Raw genomic sequence first — 18,366 nt, forward strand, 5'->3', positions numbered from 1 at the left:
TCGGCGGCTGCCTGCCATCGTGCGCACAGGTCGGGTGAATATGTTTTTCACTATAAGTGATCTTAGCGGAAGAGTTGTACGTTTTTGTACAACTCTTGCAGAAATATGTCCGAGTTAAATCAAAAAACAGTTGTTTGCACAGCGTAACAGGTTAGTATATGGGCAGTTACCACATATAATTAATGGTAAATTATAGGAGATCGACAGAGAAGTTCATTCGCAAAAGAGATCTGTTTCAGGGTAAAAAAACGGACTTATGCTTTTTGGGGCTTTACATTTGCATTATCAGGTGTTATAATGGTTGCAGTAATGATCTGAGGAGGTCAAAAAAATGATAAGACATATTTGTATGTTCAAACTGAAAAACGAGAACAAGGACGCACTTATAAAGGAATTTCTGGAGAGGGCTGAGAATCTGAAAACTATCCCTCAGCTGAAAAGATATGAGGTAGTTTACAACGACAAGAGAACTCCCAACAGCAACTATGATGTTTCGCTGATCTTCGATTTTGACAACGTTGAAGACCTGAACGCTTATCAGACTTCACCCACACACATCGAATTCGGCGGCTTTGTTGCCACCGTCAAGGAAGAAAGAGCCTGCATCGACTACGAATTCTGAGGTGAGTGATGGCTAAGGCGAAAAGCGCGTATGTATGCTCAAACTGCGGTTTTGAGGCAAGCAAGTGGAACGGCAAATGTCCCGAGTGCGGCGAGTGGAACACCTTTGAAGAGGTTGAGATACAGGTATCGGCGAGAACTGCGGGCAAAGGCAGGGCTTCGGCGGTAAAGGATATCTCGGACAGCATCCTGAATATCGGTGCTGTTGATGCCAGCACACGGGAGATACGCTATGACACAGGCATGAAAGAGCTCAACAGAGTGCTGGGCGGCGGGCTTGTAAAGGGTTCGCTGGTGCTTCTGGGCGGCGAGCCAGGCATAGGCAAATCCACCATGCTTTTGCAGATTTGCCAGACCATGGGTGACGACCACACCATACTTTATGTATCGGGTGAGGAATCCGCAAGGCAGATAAAACTGAGAGCTGACAGGCTCGGTGTGGACAATGAGAACCTCTACCTGCTTGCCGAGACCGACGCTGAGAGCATATGCGCGGCGATAGTCAAGGAAAAGCCCGAGATAGTCATAATCGACTCCATACAGACCATGAGCATAAGCGGCATATCCTCGGCACAGGGCTCGGTAACTCAGGTGCGTGAGTGTACAAATATGTTCATGAGGACGGCGAAATCCGAGGAGATACCTATATTTATAGTAGGTCACGTCAACAAGGACGGCGCAATAGCAGGTCCTAAGGTAATGGAGCATATCGTTGACTGCGTGCTGTACTTTGAGGGTCAGCGGAACATGACTTACAGGATACTCCGTGCGGTAAAAAACCGTTTCGGTTCCACCAATGAGATAGGCGTTTTTGAAATGGCTGACGGTGGTCTTGTGGAAGTGGACAACCCTTCGATGCTGATGCTTGAGGGCAGACCGCTGAACGTTTCGGGAAGCTGTGTTGCCTGTGTTATGGAGGGCTCACGTCCGATAATGGCGGAAGTTCAGGCGCTGATATCAAAGAGCAGCACCTCTCAGCCGCGACGGACGGCTACGGGCTTTGATTACTACAGGATGTCGATAATACTGGCGGTGCTGGAAAAGCGGCTGGGATATTTCTTCGGCGGACTGGACGTATTTATTAATATAGTAGGCGGACTGAAGCTGGACGACACAGCGGCAGACCTTACGGTAGCTATGGCACTGTATTCAAGCGTGACTGACAAAGTGGTTGATGATAAGACCATCGCGCTGGGCGAGATAGGTCTGGGCGGAGAGCTGAGGAACATCACCCACGCAGAGCAGCGAATTCAGGAAGCCGAGAGAATGGGCTTCGAGAAGTGCATAATCCCCTATTATGCGGCTAAGAAGATAAACACCGCAAAGTACGGAATAAAAGTCATCGGTGCAAAGTCGATAAAGGACGCTTTCAAGGAGCTTGGATAGAGATGTAAATTTTTTGTTAATCTCAGAAGATGTATTGACTTTTATAGGGAAGTATGGTATGATAATAAAGCCGCATATTCACGGTTTCTTTAAGTGTGTCATGACGAAGTCGTGCTCCACCGTGCGTAGCGAGTTCATGTAAAGGCAGGTGCATATAGATGTACGCAGTAATTGAAACAGGCGGAAAGCAGTATCAGGTAAAGGCAGGCGACGAGCTCTACATCGAGAAGCTCAGCGTTAATGCAGACGAGAGCGTTACTTTTGACAAGGTAATGGCAGTTGGTTCTGATGCAGGTATCAAGGTTGGTGCTCCTTATGTTGAGGGTGCTACCGTATCCGCAAAGGTAGTCAAGAACGGCAAGGCTAAGAAGATCACAGTCTTCACCTACAAGCCCAAGAAGGGTGAGAAGAGGAAGATGGGTCACAGACAGCCCTACACAAAGGTAGTTATCGAAGCTATCAACGCATAATTTGTGATGGTCGAATGATCGCCGCAGATTTTTTCAGGAATGAGAGCGATATGCTCACAGGTTTTCGCGTTACGGGTCATGCAGGCTTAGCTGATTTCGGTTATGACGTTTGCTGTGCAAGCGTATCTTCCGCCGTTATGATGACGGCTAATACCATCACTGAGGCTTTCAAGCTGGAAGCTGATGTTGAGGTCGGGGAGAACGAGATCAGGCTTGACATGAAAATACCCGATGAGAACGCGGACAAGGTAATAATGGGACTTCTGATCCATCTGTATAATCTGAGGGACGAATTTCCGGGGCATATCAAGCTGAAGGTCGGCTGAGGCTGACTGTATCACGTTACATGGAGGTGTGATCTCAAATGATAAAGATATCAATGCAGTATTTCGCTCATAAAAAGGGTATGGGTTCTACCAAGAACGGCCGTGAGTCCGAGTCCAAGAGACTTGGTGTGAAGAGAGCTGACGGACAGTTCGTACTGGCAGGCAACATTCTTGTTCGCCAGAGAGGTACTCACATTCACCCCGGTGAGAATGTTAAGCGTGGTTCTGATGACACTCTGTTCGCTACCAGCGACGGTGTTGTAAGATTTGAAAGAATGGGTAAGGACCGTAAGAAGGTTTCTGTTTATCCTCAGGCTTAATTGCGAAAAGACAGACCCTGAGCTTACTTTGCTCGGGGTCTTTTTATAAGAGAGAAAAAGACAAAAGAAACAACAAAGGCGTATATGGGTGCTAAAAACATAGAACATCACCCCTATGCCATCATTCAAAATTCAAACAACTGATGTTTTTTGAGGACGACAAAAATGAATAACAATCAAAATGTCAACAAAGAGATGAGCAGGTCTTTTGGTAAGTTCGGACTGGTAGTTATCTGCTTGACCCTCGCAGTTTTTCTGTATAAAACAATGTTTGGCTACACAAAAGTCAAGATGTACGAAACCTATGACAACTGTACTGTAACCACCCATTCAAAGGTTCTCAGGGATTCGGACGGGGACAGGATAACCAAGTATTATGTAAAGGTAGTTCGTGAAGATCCCGGCTATGTCAGCGGTGCGGTTAAGGAAACCAAAAAAGAAACACAGCAAAAAGACAGCAGGATGAAAGTCAATATAACTTACCGTGATGATGAAAACGATAAAGACAGCGACGGCACTGCCGAGCTGTTTTCGGAATCTGTTCCCTACGAATACTACAAGCTTTTCAGAAATTACAAAAGCTCAAGAGTTACGATGTATACCACCGACTGGGGCAGGCACTATCCCGTTTCGCGGGTGGGCTGTGACAAGACTAAAGCCGAGCGTGAATACAGAAAGCTCGACCCGCCGTTATTCACCTGGATGGTGCTGGGATTTTTCGGATTTATCGGGATAATGAGTATGTCACTTAGTCTGAAGTCAAAGAGTGTTGCTGACAATTACAGCGGCGACAGGGTATACGAATCCCATTTTGAATTTTCAAATACGGAGGACGCACTTGTAGGTATGGCACACGCAAGGATACAGCGTGAAAAGGACGAAGAGCGTCGGCGCAGAGAACGCAGGGACAGAAATATTTACTGAAAGCTCATCTGATATGTTTTATAATAATAGAAATTATCGGTACTGATAAGGAGGTCGGAGAATGTTCGTCGATCAGGCAAAAATCTATATCAAAGCAGGCGACGGCGGCGATGGTGCGGTATCGTTCCACCGTGAGAAATATGTCGCAGCAGGCGGTCCCGACGGAGGCGACGGCGGAAAAGGCGGCGATATCATCTTTAAGGTCGATGACAACATCTCGAACCTTATTGATTTCAGATACAAGAAAAAATATGTGGCTGAAAAGGGGCAGAACGGCGGCGCAAAGAATTCCTACGGAAGAAGCGCTCCTGACCTTTTGATTAAAGTTCCGAGAGGTACGGTCATCAAGGACGCTGATACGGGCAGGATCCTGGCTGATATGTCCTCTGATGAACCTGTCACTGTCGCACACGGCGGCAAGGGCGGAAGAGGTAATGCTCATTTTGCAACCTCAACAAGGCAGATACCCAGATTCGCAAAGCCTGGTTTCAGGGGCGAGGAATTCAATATCAGGCTGGAGCTGAAGCTTCTGGCGGACGTTGGTCTGGTGGGATTCCCCAATGTTGGCAAATCTACGCTGATATCCGTAGTTTCAGCGGCTAAGCCTAAGATCGCCAACTACCACTTCACCACACTTGTACCCGTGCTGGGCGTTGTTAAGGTCGGTGAGGAAAGGTCATTCGTTATGGCTGATATCCCGGGACTTATCGAGGGCGCAAGCGAAGGCATCGGTCTGGGACATGAGTTCCTCAGACACGTTGAAAGATGCAGGCTGATAGTCCATGTGGTAGATGTTTCAGGTATCGAGGGTCGTGACCCCATCGAGGACTTTGAAGCCATAAACAAAGAGCTTGCTAATTTTTCGGAGGAACTGGCAGCAGCTCCGCAGATAGTTGCGGCAAACAAGACCGATATGGCTACCCCCGAGCAGATAGCAAGATTCAAGGAATACATCGAAAAGCAGGAGCTCCCCTATTACGAGATATCTGCTGCCACCACAAAGGGCACTCAGGAACTCATATACGGCATAAACGAAAAGCTTGCAGAGCTCCCGCCTGTTAAAAGATTTGAAGCACAGCCCCTCACCCGTGAGGAAGTTGAGAGGAAGAATACCAACAACCGCGAATTCTCCATCACGGTGGAAGACGGTGTTTACTTCGTCGAGGCGGACTGGCTTTACGATATCCTCAGAGTTGCGGATATGGACGATTACTCATCCCTGCAGTACTTCCAGAACGTTCTGGTATCCAGCGGCATAATCAGAAAACTGGAAGCTATGGGCATTCAGGAGGGCGACACTGTTGCTGTGTTCGACTTCGAGTTTGAGTACATCCCATAAAGGTGACACTGATGCATATAGATATGACAGAGCGCGAGGCTAATCAGTACTCCCCTCTTGCCCTGGCTTTTCTGGGCGATTCCGTCTATGAACAGCTGGTAAGGGAGAGGATACTTCTCGCGGCTAATATGCCCGCCCACAAGCTTCACAAGCTGGCGGTGAGCAGAGTCTGCGCTGAGTATCAGTCGGAATGTGCGCTGCTTTTACAGGAGCAGGGCGTACTTACCGAGAACGAAACTGAGGTCTTCAAGCGCGGGCGCAACACCAAAGTTAATGCACCGAAACATTCCACAATAGCTGAATATCGCAATGCTACGGGTCTGGAATGTTTATTCGGTTATTTATATTTGACAGCACAGCATGAACGAATCGATGTGCTGTTCAGTCTTTGCTGGGAACACGGTGAGGACGAATTCAACGAAAAGATCAAGGAGTGAATTTTATGTCAGGACATTCAAAGTGGGAAAATATCAAGAGGAAAAAGGGTGCTACCGACGCTGCGAGAGCTAAGATATTCACCAAGATAGGCAGAGAGATAGCAGTTGTAGTTAAGATGGGCGGTCCCGACCCCGCAGGTAATGCTAAGCTGAGAGACCTCATCGCTAAGGCTAAGGCTAACAACGTTCCCAACGACAACATCGACAGAATAATCAAGAAGGCTGCAGGCGACGGCGACAAGAACAACTACGAGTCAATGGTATACGAGGGCTACGGTCCTAACGGCGTTGCAGTTATCGTTGAGTGTCTGACAGACAACAAGAACAGAACTGCTGCCGATGTAAGAAGCTACTTCAGCAAGTTCGGCGGAAACATGGGCAACTCCGGCTGCGTATCCTATCTGTTCTCCGATGTTGGAACTGTTGTTATCGAGAACAACGGCGCTGACGAAGATAAGATCATGGACGACGTTTTCGAGGCTGGCGCTGACGACTTCAATGTTGATGACGATGTTATCGAGATAGCTTGCGGTCCCAACAACGTTACCGCTGTAAGAGAAGCGCTGGAAGGTCTGGGCTACAAGGTACTTTCCGCTGAGGCTGACAAGGTGCCTTCCACCTACGTTACCCTGACAGATGAGGATTCCATCAAGAAGATGGGTCTGCTTCTGGAGTATCTTGAGGACAACGACGACGTTCAGAACGTTTACCACAACTGGGAGAATATGCCCGTTGAGGAAGAAGACTGATAGACTTATATAAATTCAGCCGACAGTTTTAATACTGTCGGCTTTTTCTTTTATCTCATAAATCCCAAAACGACCGACAACGCCTTAACGTTCTCGGTCGTGATGTTTTTAGCCTATGCCGTCAAACATATTGTTCCATACCTGCTCGCCCTTGCTGTTGATAAGTGACCACTTATCGTCGGTGACCTTTACAACAGCATAACCATCAGAGTAGAAAGAAGATGCGTACTTGTATTGGTTGGGGATCGCGACCTCACCCTTATAGTCAAGATAGCCGTACTTATCGTTCAACTCAAAAATCAGACGCTTTTTATCTTCGCCAAAGCTTATCCAGTCATACTGAGGTTCGCAGATGACCTTGCCCTTTTTGTTAATGATGCCGTATCTATCCTTATCCTTTTTTTGGGAATAAACGGATACGATCGCAACGCCGTTTTGGAAAACGCTGGCGGAATCGTACTGAGGATTTACGGTATAGTTTCCCTTCTTGTCGATGTAACCGTACTTACGGGAACCGTCAAGCCTTACAGCGACAGGAGCAATACCTTCCACAAAGTTCTCAGCGGAATCAAATTGGGGATTGATAATGTACTCGCCCTTCTTGTTGATGTAGCCGTACTTCATATTATAATCGCCGTCTTTAACACCGACTACTGCTATGCCGTCACAGAAAAGACTTGCATAATCGTACTGGGCTGAGATGACTTCTTTGCCCTTGCTGTTGATATAGCAATACTTGCCTGTTTCTGTCTTCAGGGGAATAGTCTTCCAGTCCTGTTTAACATCGGTATTGCCCCAGGTTTCGTTAAACAGCGGGCAAATGATATATTCATTATCAGGCTCATCGAATCTTGTTTCGCTTATCTTCTTACCCTTCTTATTGCAGAGAGACCAGTAATCTCCGCTTGTATCCTGGATAAGGAACATATTATATCCGATATAGACGATCTCATCTTCCTTATACTGGGGATTGATGATGTATTTGCCCTTCTTATCAATGAAGCCTGCGTAATCGCCTACAACTACTTCTGCTATGCCATCCTTAAAGTTTGAAGCTTCTTCATACTGGAAATCTATAACTGTTTCGCCCTTTTCGTTTATGTAGCCGGAACGGTAGCCATCACTGACCATTGTGGTAACACAGGCAAGACCATCAGAAAAATTCTCGGCACTATCATACTGGGGACTTATAGCTATCTCGCCTTTTTTATTGAGGTAGCCGTAGTCACCATCTGAGCAGAACTTTACAAGACCATCTTTGAAAAGAGTATTATCGGATGAACCTCCTGAAGAAATCAAGGAAACTACACCTACGATAGCTCCCACCGCTGCAACTGCTGCACCTGCGATGATGCCTATCTTCTTGATCTGCTTTTTATCAAGTGGCTTTTTTACAACTGCCGCTGCTGCGGGCTGACCAACAGGCTGCTGAGGGATAGGTGCCTGCTGCTGTATGGGAGCCTGCTGCTGTATAGGTGCCTGGGGTACAGGCTCTTGAGGGATCACAGGCTGAGCGTTGCTCGGAGCTGCCAGCTTAGTGCCGCAGTTTGGGCAAAAGCTGAGACCATCAGCTACCTGATTACCACAATTCGTACAAAACATAGTAAAGATCCTCCTGTCAGATGAACTTATTATTTACCAAAAAAATTTTATTGTGATAGATAAATACATAAGATTGTTCACATCTATCACAATAATTCTACATTATTATATCATATCCCACCTTATATGTCAAGAATTTTAAGTTAAGGAAGTAAATTAAGTAATAATAACAGCAAAATTGGCAAAAATCTTCCGTAATAAATGATCGGAATTATTGGAATTATATGTACACTCACCCTTTATGCAGTGATTATTCGCGTATTTGATTAATAATCTCTTTACTTTTGTGAAAAAGTATGCTATTATATAAAGGATACGAAGTAAAGACTGAAAGGATGATCGTTTCTTTTATGGACATTGCTTTGATAGCCTTGCTGCTGATACTTTCGGCAGTGTGCTCGGCTACCGAGACCGCCTTTTCCTCATGTAACAGGATAAGGCTCAGAAAAATGGCTGACGGCGGCAGCAAGAGTGCGGCTAAGGCGCTGTACATCTGCGAGAACTTCGACAATGCGCTGACTGCCATACTCATCGGCAACAATGTTGTGAATATTGCTTCTTCGGCGCTGGCTACGGTGTTTTTCACCGAGAAGTTCGGTTCGGGCAGCGTTGGTATCGCGACAGCGGTAATGACGGTGCTGGTGCTTATCTTCGGTGAGATACTGCCTAAAAGTCTGGCTAAGGAGAATGCTGAGAACTTCTCGGTGCTGATGGCGGCTCCTCTGGCGGCTTTCATGTTCATCACTACACCGCTGATATGGCTGTTCACAGGTATAAAAAAGGGTGTCGTAAAACTGGTGGGCTCAAACAACGAAGCCCCCTCCGTTACCGAAGAAGAGCTTAAATACATCATCGAGGAGATTGAAGACGAGGGCGTGCTGGAAGAGCAGGAATCTGACCTTGTACGTTCTGCTCTGGATTTCGATGAGATAACCATAAGCAGTATATTTGTGCCGAGAGTCAGCATCGAGGCTGTGGAGCTTGGAGACGATATCGAGGATATAAAGGAGCTTTTCTTTAAAACCAGATATTCCAGACTTCCTGTTTACGAAAAGGACATCGACCACATAATCGGCGTGATACATCAGGCGGATTTCTTTGAGATGTACGTTTCAAAGGGCAAAAAGGATATCGCTAAGATTCTTGGCGAACCTATTTACATCACCGAGAGCAAGAAGATATCCGAGACACTGAAGCTGATGCAGAAAGAGAAAGTACATATGGCTGTAGTAGTCGATCAGTACGGCGGCACTGCGGGAATATGCACCCTTGAAGATATCATCGAGGAGCTGGTGGGTGAGATATACGACGAGAGCGATGAGGAGGACACTTCCTTTGTTAAGCTTTCGGATAATTCCTGCGAAGTATCGGCAGAGCTTTCCATATCGGATTTTCTGGAGAGATGGGAGCTTGACGAGAATGCCATCGAAACGGAAAGACACTCCGTCGGCGGCTGGATAATGGAACTTCTGGACAGGATACCCGAAGAGGGCGAGAGGATATTCTCACCGCCATTTGAGATGGAGATACATATGCAGGACGAGCAGAAGATCGGTCGTGTAAAAATAACATTTACGGAGGAAAAATAAATGCCTATCAAGATAAAACGCCCCGAGCTTAAACCTCGGGAAAAGAACTTTTGTGTAAGCACGCTGGTGTGCATGGTCATATCGGTTTTATTCACGGCAGAACTGTTCACGATGATGAACAGGATATTAGATACGGGAAGCAAAGTGATGACCTGCGCAGTGTTTGCGGGATACTTGCTGTTTTTCGCCATGTGCATAGTTTGTCTGTGCAAGGGAGCTTCGGCTTACAAGTACGAGGACAGCATGGGTGCCTTAGGAAAAAGCCTGATATATTCGGTGCTTATAGTGATATGTCTGATAAATCTGAGGTTCGCCCTTGCAATGGTATTCTATGTTTTCGGTAAGGGCAATATCGCAGACAATATCATGGACAAAGATCACCAGACTTTCATCACGGAACAGTACGTACCGTGGATGGCTATGTTTGTAGGACTTCTGCTTGCTGATGTTATGGGCATATACAGCGCCTGGAAGCTGATCAAATATCAGAAAAAATAAGATATTCATCCCCGCGGACGATGAAAAGTCTGTGGGGCTTTTGATATAGGCAGATATGATTTGTAATGAATGTCAAATATTGTTCACAGTATAACATGGTTGTTGTTCAAAGAAATTAAAAATATTTTCAACAATAGCTATTCTCTTGACATTTGGCGGTATAAATGGTAAACTGCTAAAGTAAAGTGCAGATGATTCTGCGGTAAAACAAGGAGGTAAGAAAAAATGAAAAAGTTTGTAGCAATTATCATGGTTGCAGTAATGTGCTGCTTTATGCTGACAAGCTGCGGCGACAGCAAGTATGTTGGCACATGGAAGTCTGAATCTGAAGAGGTTGGCATGACTATCACACTTGAAAAGGATCACACTGCAAAGATGGCATTCGGTGGCATAGAGTCAGGTGAGGAAGACAAGATCGAGTGGGAAGTTAAGGACAAGAAGATCATCCTCAAGGACGGTACAGGCGAAGACGACTCTACAATGGAATTCGACATCGTTGACAGCAAGACTATCGCGATGACTGAAAGCGGTCTGACCGTTAACTTCAAGAAGCAGTGATCAGAGTTTTCTGAATATTAAAAGCCTTTCGTGTTTGACGAAAGGCTTTTTTGTTATCACTTTGTTTTTATTGCCGCAAGACGGTTCCTTAAATTGCTGTAGCCCGAGAATGGTGCCATCAGCTTTTTATTCATTATATAATGGGAATTATATGAATATGGAGCAGTTTCCTCATAGGTTGCGCATACGAAATACCAGTCGCCGTCGGTACCGTAGTTATAGGAATCCATGACGTAATCCGTGCCGTTTATAGTAACTTCGCACCAGAAATGCTGCCACTTGTTATCAAGGGAAGTTCCGCGCCAGCCTTGGATAACTCTTGCATCGTAACCCAGATATCTCATAACTGCGCATATGGTAGAGTTATACTGTATGCACTGTCCTACCTTGTAGTTGAAGCAATTGTCAACATGGCTCCTATTCCATATCTCACTGTATGCGGGTCCGTGGTAGCCGTCAGCGTAAGAGATATTCTTGTTGAGCCACTGAACGGTGTAATCAAGAAACTCACCAACAGACATATCGGACTTATAGTGTGCATCAACAAAGCGCTTGATGGTCGCCATATCTTCATCGCTTATGGTGATGAGAGTCTTGGTTTCTTTTGAATCCTGACGGTTGCACTCGTAGTAGGTATTTTGGGAAGATGTACGCTTTGCGCTGTCAAGCCTTTCTATAAGGTACTTGCTGCTTTTTCTGTAGGGAAAATCGGATTCCGTACTGATATCAGCGGTGGAGTAACTGCTGTAAACAAGAGTGCCATCAGCTGATTTTACAAAAGCTCTCACCCTGACGGTGTAAGTTGTTTCCTCTTTCAGACCTGTGATATCATAGGAAGTGGTGTTGGCTGAGTTTATCTTCTTTGAAGAACTCCATGAACCGCTGCTTTTCTTGTAGCTGACTTCATAGCCATTGCACTTGATCTTATTCCAGCTGAAAGAAATGCTGTTTGTATCAGCAAAAGTATTCGTGATCTTTGGTGCTGCAGGCTTGGTGCTAGCTGATATCTCACTGCTCCTGCCGCTCATGATACGCTTGCCTCCACTGGTTTTATACGCCACGATATAGTACTTATAAGATGTACCCGCTGTTACCTTTTTATCGGTATAGTTGGTCGCCGTGGAGCCGGCAACTCCCACCCTGACCCATGCGGGGGCAAGATCTGACCATCTGTAAATATAGTATCCCGTCGCCCCGCTGACCTTATCCCAGCTGATGGTTATAGATTTATCTGTGGAGGTATAGGTCATTTTGGCTGTAGGCGCCTTTGAAGAAGACGCACTGTATGAAGCGGACTGTACTGCTGCTGACACAGGAAGTACCGACAGACTGCTGCTGACGGTAACTGCCGCCATAACAAGAGCTGCCGCTCTGATCTTAAAACTCATTATTTATCACTCCGTTTATATTTGATTGATATAGCACATAAATATAGTCTATAATATACAACTTTTTTACGAATTTGTCAAGTGGCGCAAAACACAGGCATCCGTGATAAAAATGGCGGGAAAAGATCTTGTGAATATTTGTAAAATCGAACTGCAAAAAAATTCAAGCCAATGGGCTGTTAAGCGGATTCTTCGTGATGGGATATCGCATTTTTGCAGGAAAAAATCAGAAATATTTCAAGAAATGTCATTTTACCCCTTGAAAAATCAGAGAAAGTGTATTATAATAGTAACAGATCAATTTTTAAGAAAGAAGGATCACTATGGAAATCAAAATCGAACTGACCAAAACTCCTAAGGCTAAGCCTACAGATGAGACTAAGCTTGGTTTCGGTCACATATTCACAGACCATATGTTCGTTATGAACTATGACGCCGGCGAGGGCTGGCACGATGCTCGTATCGTTCCCTTTGACAATATCTCACTTTCTCCTTCCGCAATGTGCCTGCACTACGGTCAGGAGATCTTTGAGGGTCTTAAGGCTTACAGAACTGCTGACGGCAGCGTTCAGCTGTTCAGACCCGATGAGAACTACAAGAGAATGAACGTATCTGCTGAGAGAATGGTTATCCCTCAGATCGATGAGGAGTTCATGGTAGAAGCTACAAAGAAACTGGTAGAGATAGAGAAGGACTGGGTTCCTCACACCGATGGTGCTTCACTGTACATCAGACCTTTCATTTTCGCTACCGATCCTTATGTTGGTGTCAGACCCGCTGACCACTATCTGTTCATCATAATCCTCTCGCCCTCAGGCGCTTACTACTCCACAGGTCTGAACCCTGTTAAGATCTATGTTGAGCAGAAGTATGTAAGAGCGGTACGCGGCGGCACAGGTTTCGCAAAGACTGCTGCTAACTACGCTATCTCCCTGAAGGGTCAGGACGAGGCTCACAATCAGGATTACGAGCAGGTTCTGTGGCTGGACGGTGTTGAGCAGAAGTACATCGAGGAAGTTGGTTCGATGAACATATTCTTCGTTATCGACGGCGAAGTTGTTACACCTCAGCTGACAGGTTCCGTACTCCCCGGCATCACCAGAAAGTCTGCACTTGAAGTATGCAAGAGCAAGGGTATCCCATGCAGCGAGAGACGCATCACCATCGAGGAAGTTGCCAAGGCTTATGACGAGGGCAAGCTGGACGAGGTATTCGGCACAGGTACTGCTGCTGTTATCTCCCCTGTTGGCCACCTGAAGTGGGGCGACAAGGTAATGACTATCAACGATAACAAGATAGGCAAGATCTCCCAGATGCTGTATGATACCATGACAGGTATCCAGTGGGGCAAGATCCCCGATACTTTCGGCTGGACCGTTAAGATCGACTGATAAATATCTGAGCGCTGCACGAGTGTGGAGCGCTCTTTTTATAATATGTATATTATCCTCAAAATATGCTCATGACGGGGTGATGCACAGATGAACACGATATGTTTTAAAGACTATGCTGACGAAGACTGTCTCCATATTCAAAACGGAAGCACTTCGATGTTAATAAATATACTTTGCCTAAGCGGCGGACGGCTTGCCGAAACGGAAAGCCAGAAGCGCTTGATGGTTTTTCTGGCGGAGAAGAATCAAAGCGTTGTCGGGATAGGAACTGTGGGTTTTAATATAGTTGATATTCCCTGGGACAGGCGCAGTTTCCATGAGGACAAAGCATTTATGCTGAGGGTCATCGAGGGAGCGAAAAACAAGCTGGGTTGGGAGACTCTTGGGTATTCACCCAACGAGGAATATGCAGAAGAATTTCTGGGAGCATTCAAGAAACTGATATATCGCATGACCGCCGATGATATCATCGATGCTTCGCTGGATGAATGGCTCTCGGAAGCCGATGAGAATGATCCCGTGAAGTGCGGTTTCCCGAAATGCGCGGTGCATGATACATATCTGAGCGTCCACGGTTGTCAGGTATGTACTGACTGAATAAATATCAAAAAGCCGCGGCTTATCAACAGGTAAGCTGCGGCTTGGATTTTTATTTGATATCGAATACTATAGTCGCGAGAATGAAGAACATAAGAGTTGAGCAGGTATCGACGATAGTTGTTATCAGCGGGGCTGCCATTATCGCGGGATCGAGTTTCAGCTTTTTGGCTGCCATGGGAAGCATGGCGGCTATCAGCTTTGAAAGAATGACCGTCAGCAGAATGGCGGCGCTTACGGTGAATGCAAGTTTATAACAGTTCACCGAGGTATCGTTATGGTATACAAGTATTATCCTGCCTGCGTTTACTATGGAAAGCAGTATGCCGCAGACTATGGCTATGCGGAATTCCTTGAATATGACTTTGAAGAAATCACGCATATCTATCTCACCCAGAGCCATACCTCTGATAACGAGGGTGGAGGTCTGGGAACCGCAGTTACCGCCTGTACCGCTGAGCATGGAAAGGAATGACACCAGCACGGGTACTGCCGCGAAGGCTTCCTGATAATGATTTACCACCGCGCCTGTAAGGGTTGCGGAAAGCATCAGCACCAGAAGCCACATTATCCTGTTCTTTGCATGGGCGAAAACAGAGGTCTTGAAATAGGATTCCTCACTGGGGGCAACGGCTGCCATCTTTGAGAAGTCCTCAGTGGTCTCTTCTTCGATAACGTCCATAGCATCATCGTAGGTGATGATACCAACAAGGCGCATATCTTTATCCACAACGGGCATAGCGGCAAAGTCGTACTTAGCCATTTTTGAAGCCACAAGCTCTCGGTCTTCAAGGGTACTCACGGTGATGATGTTAGTCTCCATGATATCCTCTATCTTATCCTGCTCATCGGCTGTGATGAGGTCTAGGAGAGAAAGCACGCCTATCAGCACACGGCTCTCGGTAACATAAAGGGTATATACCGTTTCCTTTACAACGCCTACATGGCGTATCCATTCAAGAGCTTCCTTTACGGTATAATCCTTTTTCAGGTAGACATACTCGGTGGTCATTACCGAGCCTGCACTGTCCTTTGGGTATTTGAGTATCTGGTTTATCTGTTTCCTGGTCTCGGCATCTGCCGACTTGATTATCCTCGCCACAACATTGGCGGGCATTTCCTCGATGATGTCAACGGTATCATCGACATACAGGTCATCGACGACTTCCTGAAGCTCCTTATCCGAGAAAGCATTTATGAGCATCATCTGCATATCGCTGTCCATATAGGCAAAAACGTCGGCGGCGATATCTTTGTTTAAAAGCCTGAAAAGCACAGTAAGGTCGCGCTTGTCGGCTTCATGGTCATCGTGGAATCGCTGGAGCAGAGAAGCTACATCGGCTTCGTTCATCTCAATGAATATCCCGCGGATACTCTTGAAATCGCGGTCTGTCAGCAGCTGCAAAACTTTTTCATACATATCTATCCCTCCAAAATGTCAAGGGCTACCATGCACGAATCATGCTTATTATAGTAATAATAGTTTATCATTTACTATTGCTGCCGTGGGTCAAAAAATATGCACAGGCAGAAAACGCCTGCTCACGGCAGCAAAGCACGTTCGGCAATTATCGGCATCGTCCACTTGTACACACTCCTTCATATAATATAGTATTTGCTCCCATTCGGGAGGACTTTTGCGCTTATCGCACATACATATTTATTATACGCCGAAATTGTATTTTTGTCAATGAATTACAGTAAATTGTACCGAAATTTTAACCTTTTGAAACATACTTTACCTGACATCGGGTGTACAGAAGTGGGTTAAATGGCGTATCAATGGGATTATCCGCCTTTGTGATAAGTATGAAAAATTATTGGCAGATTAGTTACAATTTGTATAAAAATTTTGGGCGTGGACTCTTGTACTTTTTTATGGATTATGCTATAATATTAAAGAATGTAGAGTTCATTTACTTTTTTGCAAAGGGTGTGGAATATGCTTCAGACAATACAAGAGACCTTGAATTCAATATGGGGCGTGTTTCTCAATATACGTATTAACGATATTGTTGACATAATCATACTTTATTTTCTTATATACAACGGCATCAAGCTTATCCGTGAGACAAGGGCACAGCAGCTGACAAAAGGTATCGCAGTGCTGCTTGCCTGCTACGCCATAGCTTATCTGTTCAATCTGAACACTATTCGTTTTCTGCTGAAACTGTGTTTTCAGTGGGGCTTTCTTGCTCTTATCATACTTTTCCAGCCGGAGCTTCGGCGTATGCTGGAAAAAGTCGGACGAACAAAGATCGCGGAGCTCAGTTTTCTGAATCCGCAGGACGCTACCTCGGACGAGATGAAGTGGAGCAGTGCCATAGACGCTATCTGCGATGCGGCACAGAATCTTTCATCAAGCAAGACAGGTGCGCTGATAATCTGTGAGCGCAAGACAAAGCTGGGCGAACAGATAGCTACGGGTACAGTGCTGAACTGTACACCATCTGTTGCTGTATTCGGAAATATCTTTTACCCCAATACCCCGCTGCATGACGGCGCGGTGATAGTCAGGGACGGTATTATACTTGCGGCGGGCTGTTTTCTGCCAAGGCCGCAGAAAGACGAGCTGATAAACAAGCAGCTGGGTTCAAGACACAGAGCTGCTATCGGCATGAGCGAGAACTCGGACGCACTGGTAATAGTTGTATCTGAGGAAACAGGCGCTATATCGGTGGCTGAAAACGGCGAGCTTACCAGGGGATATTCAAAGGAATCCCTGAAAAAGCTGCTGACTTCCTCGCTGATAACCGATAAGGAAAGCAGTTCGGGCAAAGAAAAATCTTTAGCAGGAAGGGTGTTCTCAAGATGGAAGAAGTAAAAGAAAACACCAAGAACACTCCGATATCCAAAAAGATAAAGAACATCAAGGACAAGGGTACAGACTTTTCCCTGAGAATACTGGCTTTCATCATCGCGGTGATAAGCTGGTTCATAATGTCCATAACTCAGTTCCCGACGATAAATAAGACGATCTCTGGAGTTCATGTTGATTTCAATATGGACGGCACGGCGGCTGAGGAAAAAGGTCTGGAGGCGCTGAATTACAAGGATATCACTGTTGATGTTGAGATCAAGGGCATGAACTACGAGATAGGAACATATACGGAAAACGATCTTAGCGCCACGGTGAATCTTAAAGATGTTACCAAAGAAGGCACTTACCTGCTGGATATCGATGTGAGGAGCAATCATACCACGGACAGATGCACGATAGTTTCGGTGACCCCCGACACCATTGAAGTGGATTTTGACAGGATGACCCAGAAGACTCTCAAGGTAGATGCGGAAGCTCCGCTGGTTTCGGCGGAAGAAGGCTACACTCTTAACAAGACCTCAGTGACACCTGAGGAAATAACTATCAGCGGTCCAAAAAACGAGCTTGACAAGATAGACAGAGTATCGGCAAGGATATCGAAATCCAAAAAACTTTCGGAGAATTCTCCGATGCAGGCTGAGGAACTGGTATTCTATGATGCTGACAGCAACAAGCTGGACAGCTCTAAGTTCACTGCAAACAGCGCTTCCGACTACATCGTACAGTTCGAGATATACAAAAAGAAAGTGCTGAACCTGTCGGTAAATATCACAGGTGCGCCTGATGGATTTGATGTATCTTCGCTGCCTATGAAGCTTTCGGAAGACAAGATCTCGGTGATAACGCCCCATCTGGACGATCCCGATGAGGAAGATCTCGAACTTGGTGATATCCCACTGAGCAGCATCGACCTCAAAAGGACATTCTCATTCAAGATCCCTCAGAAAAATAAGGGCGAGGTCAATATGAGCGGTACTGATTCCGTAATCGTAAGCTTCGACAAAGAGGGTTACAGCTCAGCAACATTCACCCTTGATTCGGATAACATAGAACTCGTGGGTACGCCTATGGTATTCACCAGCGAGATCGACAACGAGAAGCTGCCGAACGTGGTGCTTTACGGTCCCAAAGAGGTGATCGAGAGCCTTACTGACGATGATATCCGTGCTAAGGTATCACTCAGCGATATCAAGGAAGTAGGTTCTTACACCAAGGAAGCAACTATTTACGCAGAGGGCAAGAAGAACGTCTGGTGCTTCGGCACAAACGAGGTACAGATCACAGTATCCAAGCCAAAGACAGACGATAGCAGTTCTGACTCTGAGCTCTCATAAAAAAATTATAAAC

The 18,366-nt window shown here is 45.9% G+C and carries 19 protein-coding genes; 16 read left to right on the forward strand and 3 right to left on the reverse strand.

Going from position 1 to position 18,366, the window contains the following annotated elements; genetic code table 11:
- Positions 1-331: 331 nt before the first annotated feature.
- The 9 genes from BM265_RS08330 to BM265_RS08370 all read left to right on the forward strand — a co-directional run bounded on the left by BM265_RS08330 (position 332) and on the right by BM265_RS08370 (position 6,572).
- On the forward strand, positions 332-622 hold the full coding sequence (locus tag BM265_RS08330) for a Dabb family protein (protein ID WP_074961116.1): 291 nt from the start codon (positions 332-334) through the stop codon (positions 620-622).
- 8 nt (positions 623-630) lie between these two features.
- Positions 631-2,007: a DNA repair protein RadA gene (radA, locus tag BM265_RS08335; protein ID WP_074961117.1), complete on the forward strand. Its 1,377-nt coding sequence runs from the start codon at positions 631-633 to the stop codon at positions 2,005-2,007.
- Positions 2,008-2,165: 158 nt separating this feature from the next.
- A complete protein-coding gene (gene rplU / locus BM265_RS08340; RefSeq protein ID WP_024857193.1) occupies positions 2,166-2,477 on the forward strand; it encodes a 50S ribosomal protein L21 in 312 nt (103 codons plus the stop codon).
- 14 nt (positions 2,478-2,491) lie between these two features.
- Positions 2,492-2,803 carry a ribosomal-processing cysteine protease Prp gene (locus tag BM265_RS08345; RefSeq protein ID WP_074961118.1) on the forward strand — a complete coding sequence of 104 codons (312 nt, stop codon included), beginning with the start codon at positions 2,492-2,494 and terminating at the stop codon, positions 2,801-2,803.
- 38 nt (positions 2,804-2,841) lie between these two features.
- Positions 2,842-3,123 carry a 50S ribosomal protein L27 gene (gene rpmA, locus BM265_RS08350; protein WP_074831298.1) on the forward strand — a complete coding sequence of 94 codons (282 nt, stop codon included), beginning with the start codon at positions 2,842-2,844 and terminating at the stop codon, positions 3,121-3,123.
- A 165-nt stretch (positions 3,124-3,288) separates the two neighbouring features.
- Positions 3,289-4,047, forward strand: coding sequence for a hypothetical protein (locus BM265_RS08355; protein WP_074961119.1), 759 nt, complete (start codon positions 3,289-3,291; stop codon positions 4,045-4,047).
- 61 nt (positions 4,048-4,108) lie between these two features.
- Positions 4,109-5,386: a GTPase ObgE gene (gene obgE / locus BM265_RS08360; RefSeq protein ID WP_074961120.1), complete on the forward strand. Its 1,278-nt coding sequence runs from the start codon at positions 4,109-4,111 to the stop codon at positions 5,384-5,386.
- Positions 5,387-5,397: 11 nt separating this feature from the next.
- Entirely contained in the window at positions 5,398-5,823 is a 426-nt protein-coding gene (locus BM265_RS08365; RefSeq protein WP_081358404.1) for a Mini-ribonuclease 3, read from the forward strand.
- 5 nt (positions 5,824-5,828) lie between these two features.
- A complete protein-coding gene (locus BM265_RS08370; RefSeq protein WP_074961121.1) occupies positions 5,829-6,572 on the forward strand; it encodes a YebC/PmpR family DNA-binding transcriptional regulator in 744 nt (247 codons plus the stop codon).
- A gap of 108 nt (positions 6,573-6,680) precedes the next feature.
- On the opposite strand, the gene BM265_RS08375 is transcribed toward BM265_RS08370, so the two are convergent.
- Positions 6,681-8,174, reverse strand: a complete 1,494-nt coding sequence (locus BM265_RS08375; protein ID WP_074961122.1) for a WG repeat-containing protein — start codon at positions 8,172-8,174, stop codon at positions 6,681-6,683.
- 350 nt (positions 8,175-8,524) lie between these two features.
- On the opposite strand from BM265_RS08375, the gene BM265_RS08380 reads away from it, so the two are divergent.
- The 3 genes from BM265_RS08380 to BM265_RS08390 all read left to right on the forward strand — a co-directional run bounded on the left by BM265_RS08380 (position 8,525) and on the right by BM265_RS08390 (position 10,819).
- Complete coding sequence (locus BM265_RS08380; RefSeq protein ID WP_074961123.1) at positions 8,525-9,763, forward strand: hemolysin family protein; 1,239 nt, start codon at positions 8,525-8,527, stop codon at positions 9,761-9,763.
- Positions 9,764-10,261: a hypothetical protein gene (locus BM265_RS08385; protein WP_074961124.1), complete on the forward strand. Its 498-nt coding sequence runs from the start codon at positions 9,764-9,766 to the stop codon at positions 10,259-10,261.
- Positions 10,262-10,486: 225 nt separating this feature from the next.
- Positions 10,487-10,819, forward strand: coding sequence for a hypothetical protein (locus BM265_RS08390; RefSeq protein ID WP_074961125.1), 333 nt, complete (start codon positions 10,487-10,489; stop codon positions 10,817-10,819).
- Positions 10,820-10,875: 56 nt separating this feature from the next.
- On the opposite strand, the gene BM265_RS08395 is transcribed toward BM265_RS08390, so the two are convergent.
- Positions 10,876-12,207, reverse strand: coding sequence for a fibronectin type III domain-containing protein (locus BM265_RS08395; protein ID WP_074961126.1), 1,332 nt, complete (start codon positions 12,205-12,207; stop codon positions 10,876-10,878).
- Positions 12,208-12,530: 323 nt separating this feature from the next.
- On the opposite strand from BM265_RS08395, the gene BM265_RS08400 reads away from it, so the two are divergent.
- On the forward strand, positions 12,531-13,598 hold the full coding sequence (locus tag BM265_RS08400; protein WP_074961127.1) for a branched-chain amino acid aminotransferase: 1,068 nt from the start codon (positions 12,531-12,533) through the stop codon (positions 13,596-13,598).
- Between the two features lie 159 nt (positions 13,599-13,757).
- On the forward strand, positions 13,758-14,198 hold the full coding sequence (locus BM265_RS08405; protein WP_081358405.1) for a hypothetical protein: 441 nt from the start codon (positions 13,758-13,760) through the stop codon (positions 14,196-14,198).
- A gap of 52 nt (positions 14,199-14,250) precedes the next feature.
- Here BM265_RS08405 and mgtE read toward each other — a convergent pair whose 3' ends face one another.
- Positions 14,251-15,618 carry a magnesium transporter gene (mgtE, locus tag BM265_RS08410; RefSeq protein WP_074961129.1) on the reverse strand — a complete coding sequence of 456 codons (1,368 nt, stop codon included), beginning with the start codon at positions 15,616-15,618 and terminating at the stop codon, positions 14,251-14,253.
- Between the two features lie 522 nt (positions 15,619-16,140).
- Here mgtE and cdaA point away from each other — a divergent pair.
- Both cdaA and BM265_RS08420 read left to right on the forward strand, forming a co-directional pair.
- A complete protein-coding gene (gene cdaA / locus BM265_RS08415) occupies positions 16,141-17,022 on the forward strand; it encodes a diadenylate cyclase CdaA (RefSeq protein WP_074961130.1) in 882 nt (293 codons plus the stop codon).
- Positions 17,010-18,353, forward strand: coding sequence for a CdaR family protein (locus tag BM265_RS08420; protein WP_074961131.1), 1,344 nt, complete (start codon positions 17,010-17,012; stop codon positions 18,351-18,353). Before cdaA ends, BM265_RS08420 begins: the two co-directional genes overlap by 13 nt.
- The last annotated feature ends 13 nt before the right edge of the window (positions 18,354-18,366 follow it).

Origin of the sequence: Hominimerdicola alba (genome assembly GCF_900112155.1) — a bacterium.
Classification (GTDB): Bacteria; Bacillota; Clostridia; order Oscillospirales; family Ruminococcaceae; genus Hominimerdicola; species Hominimerdicola alba_D.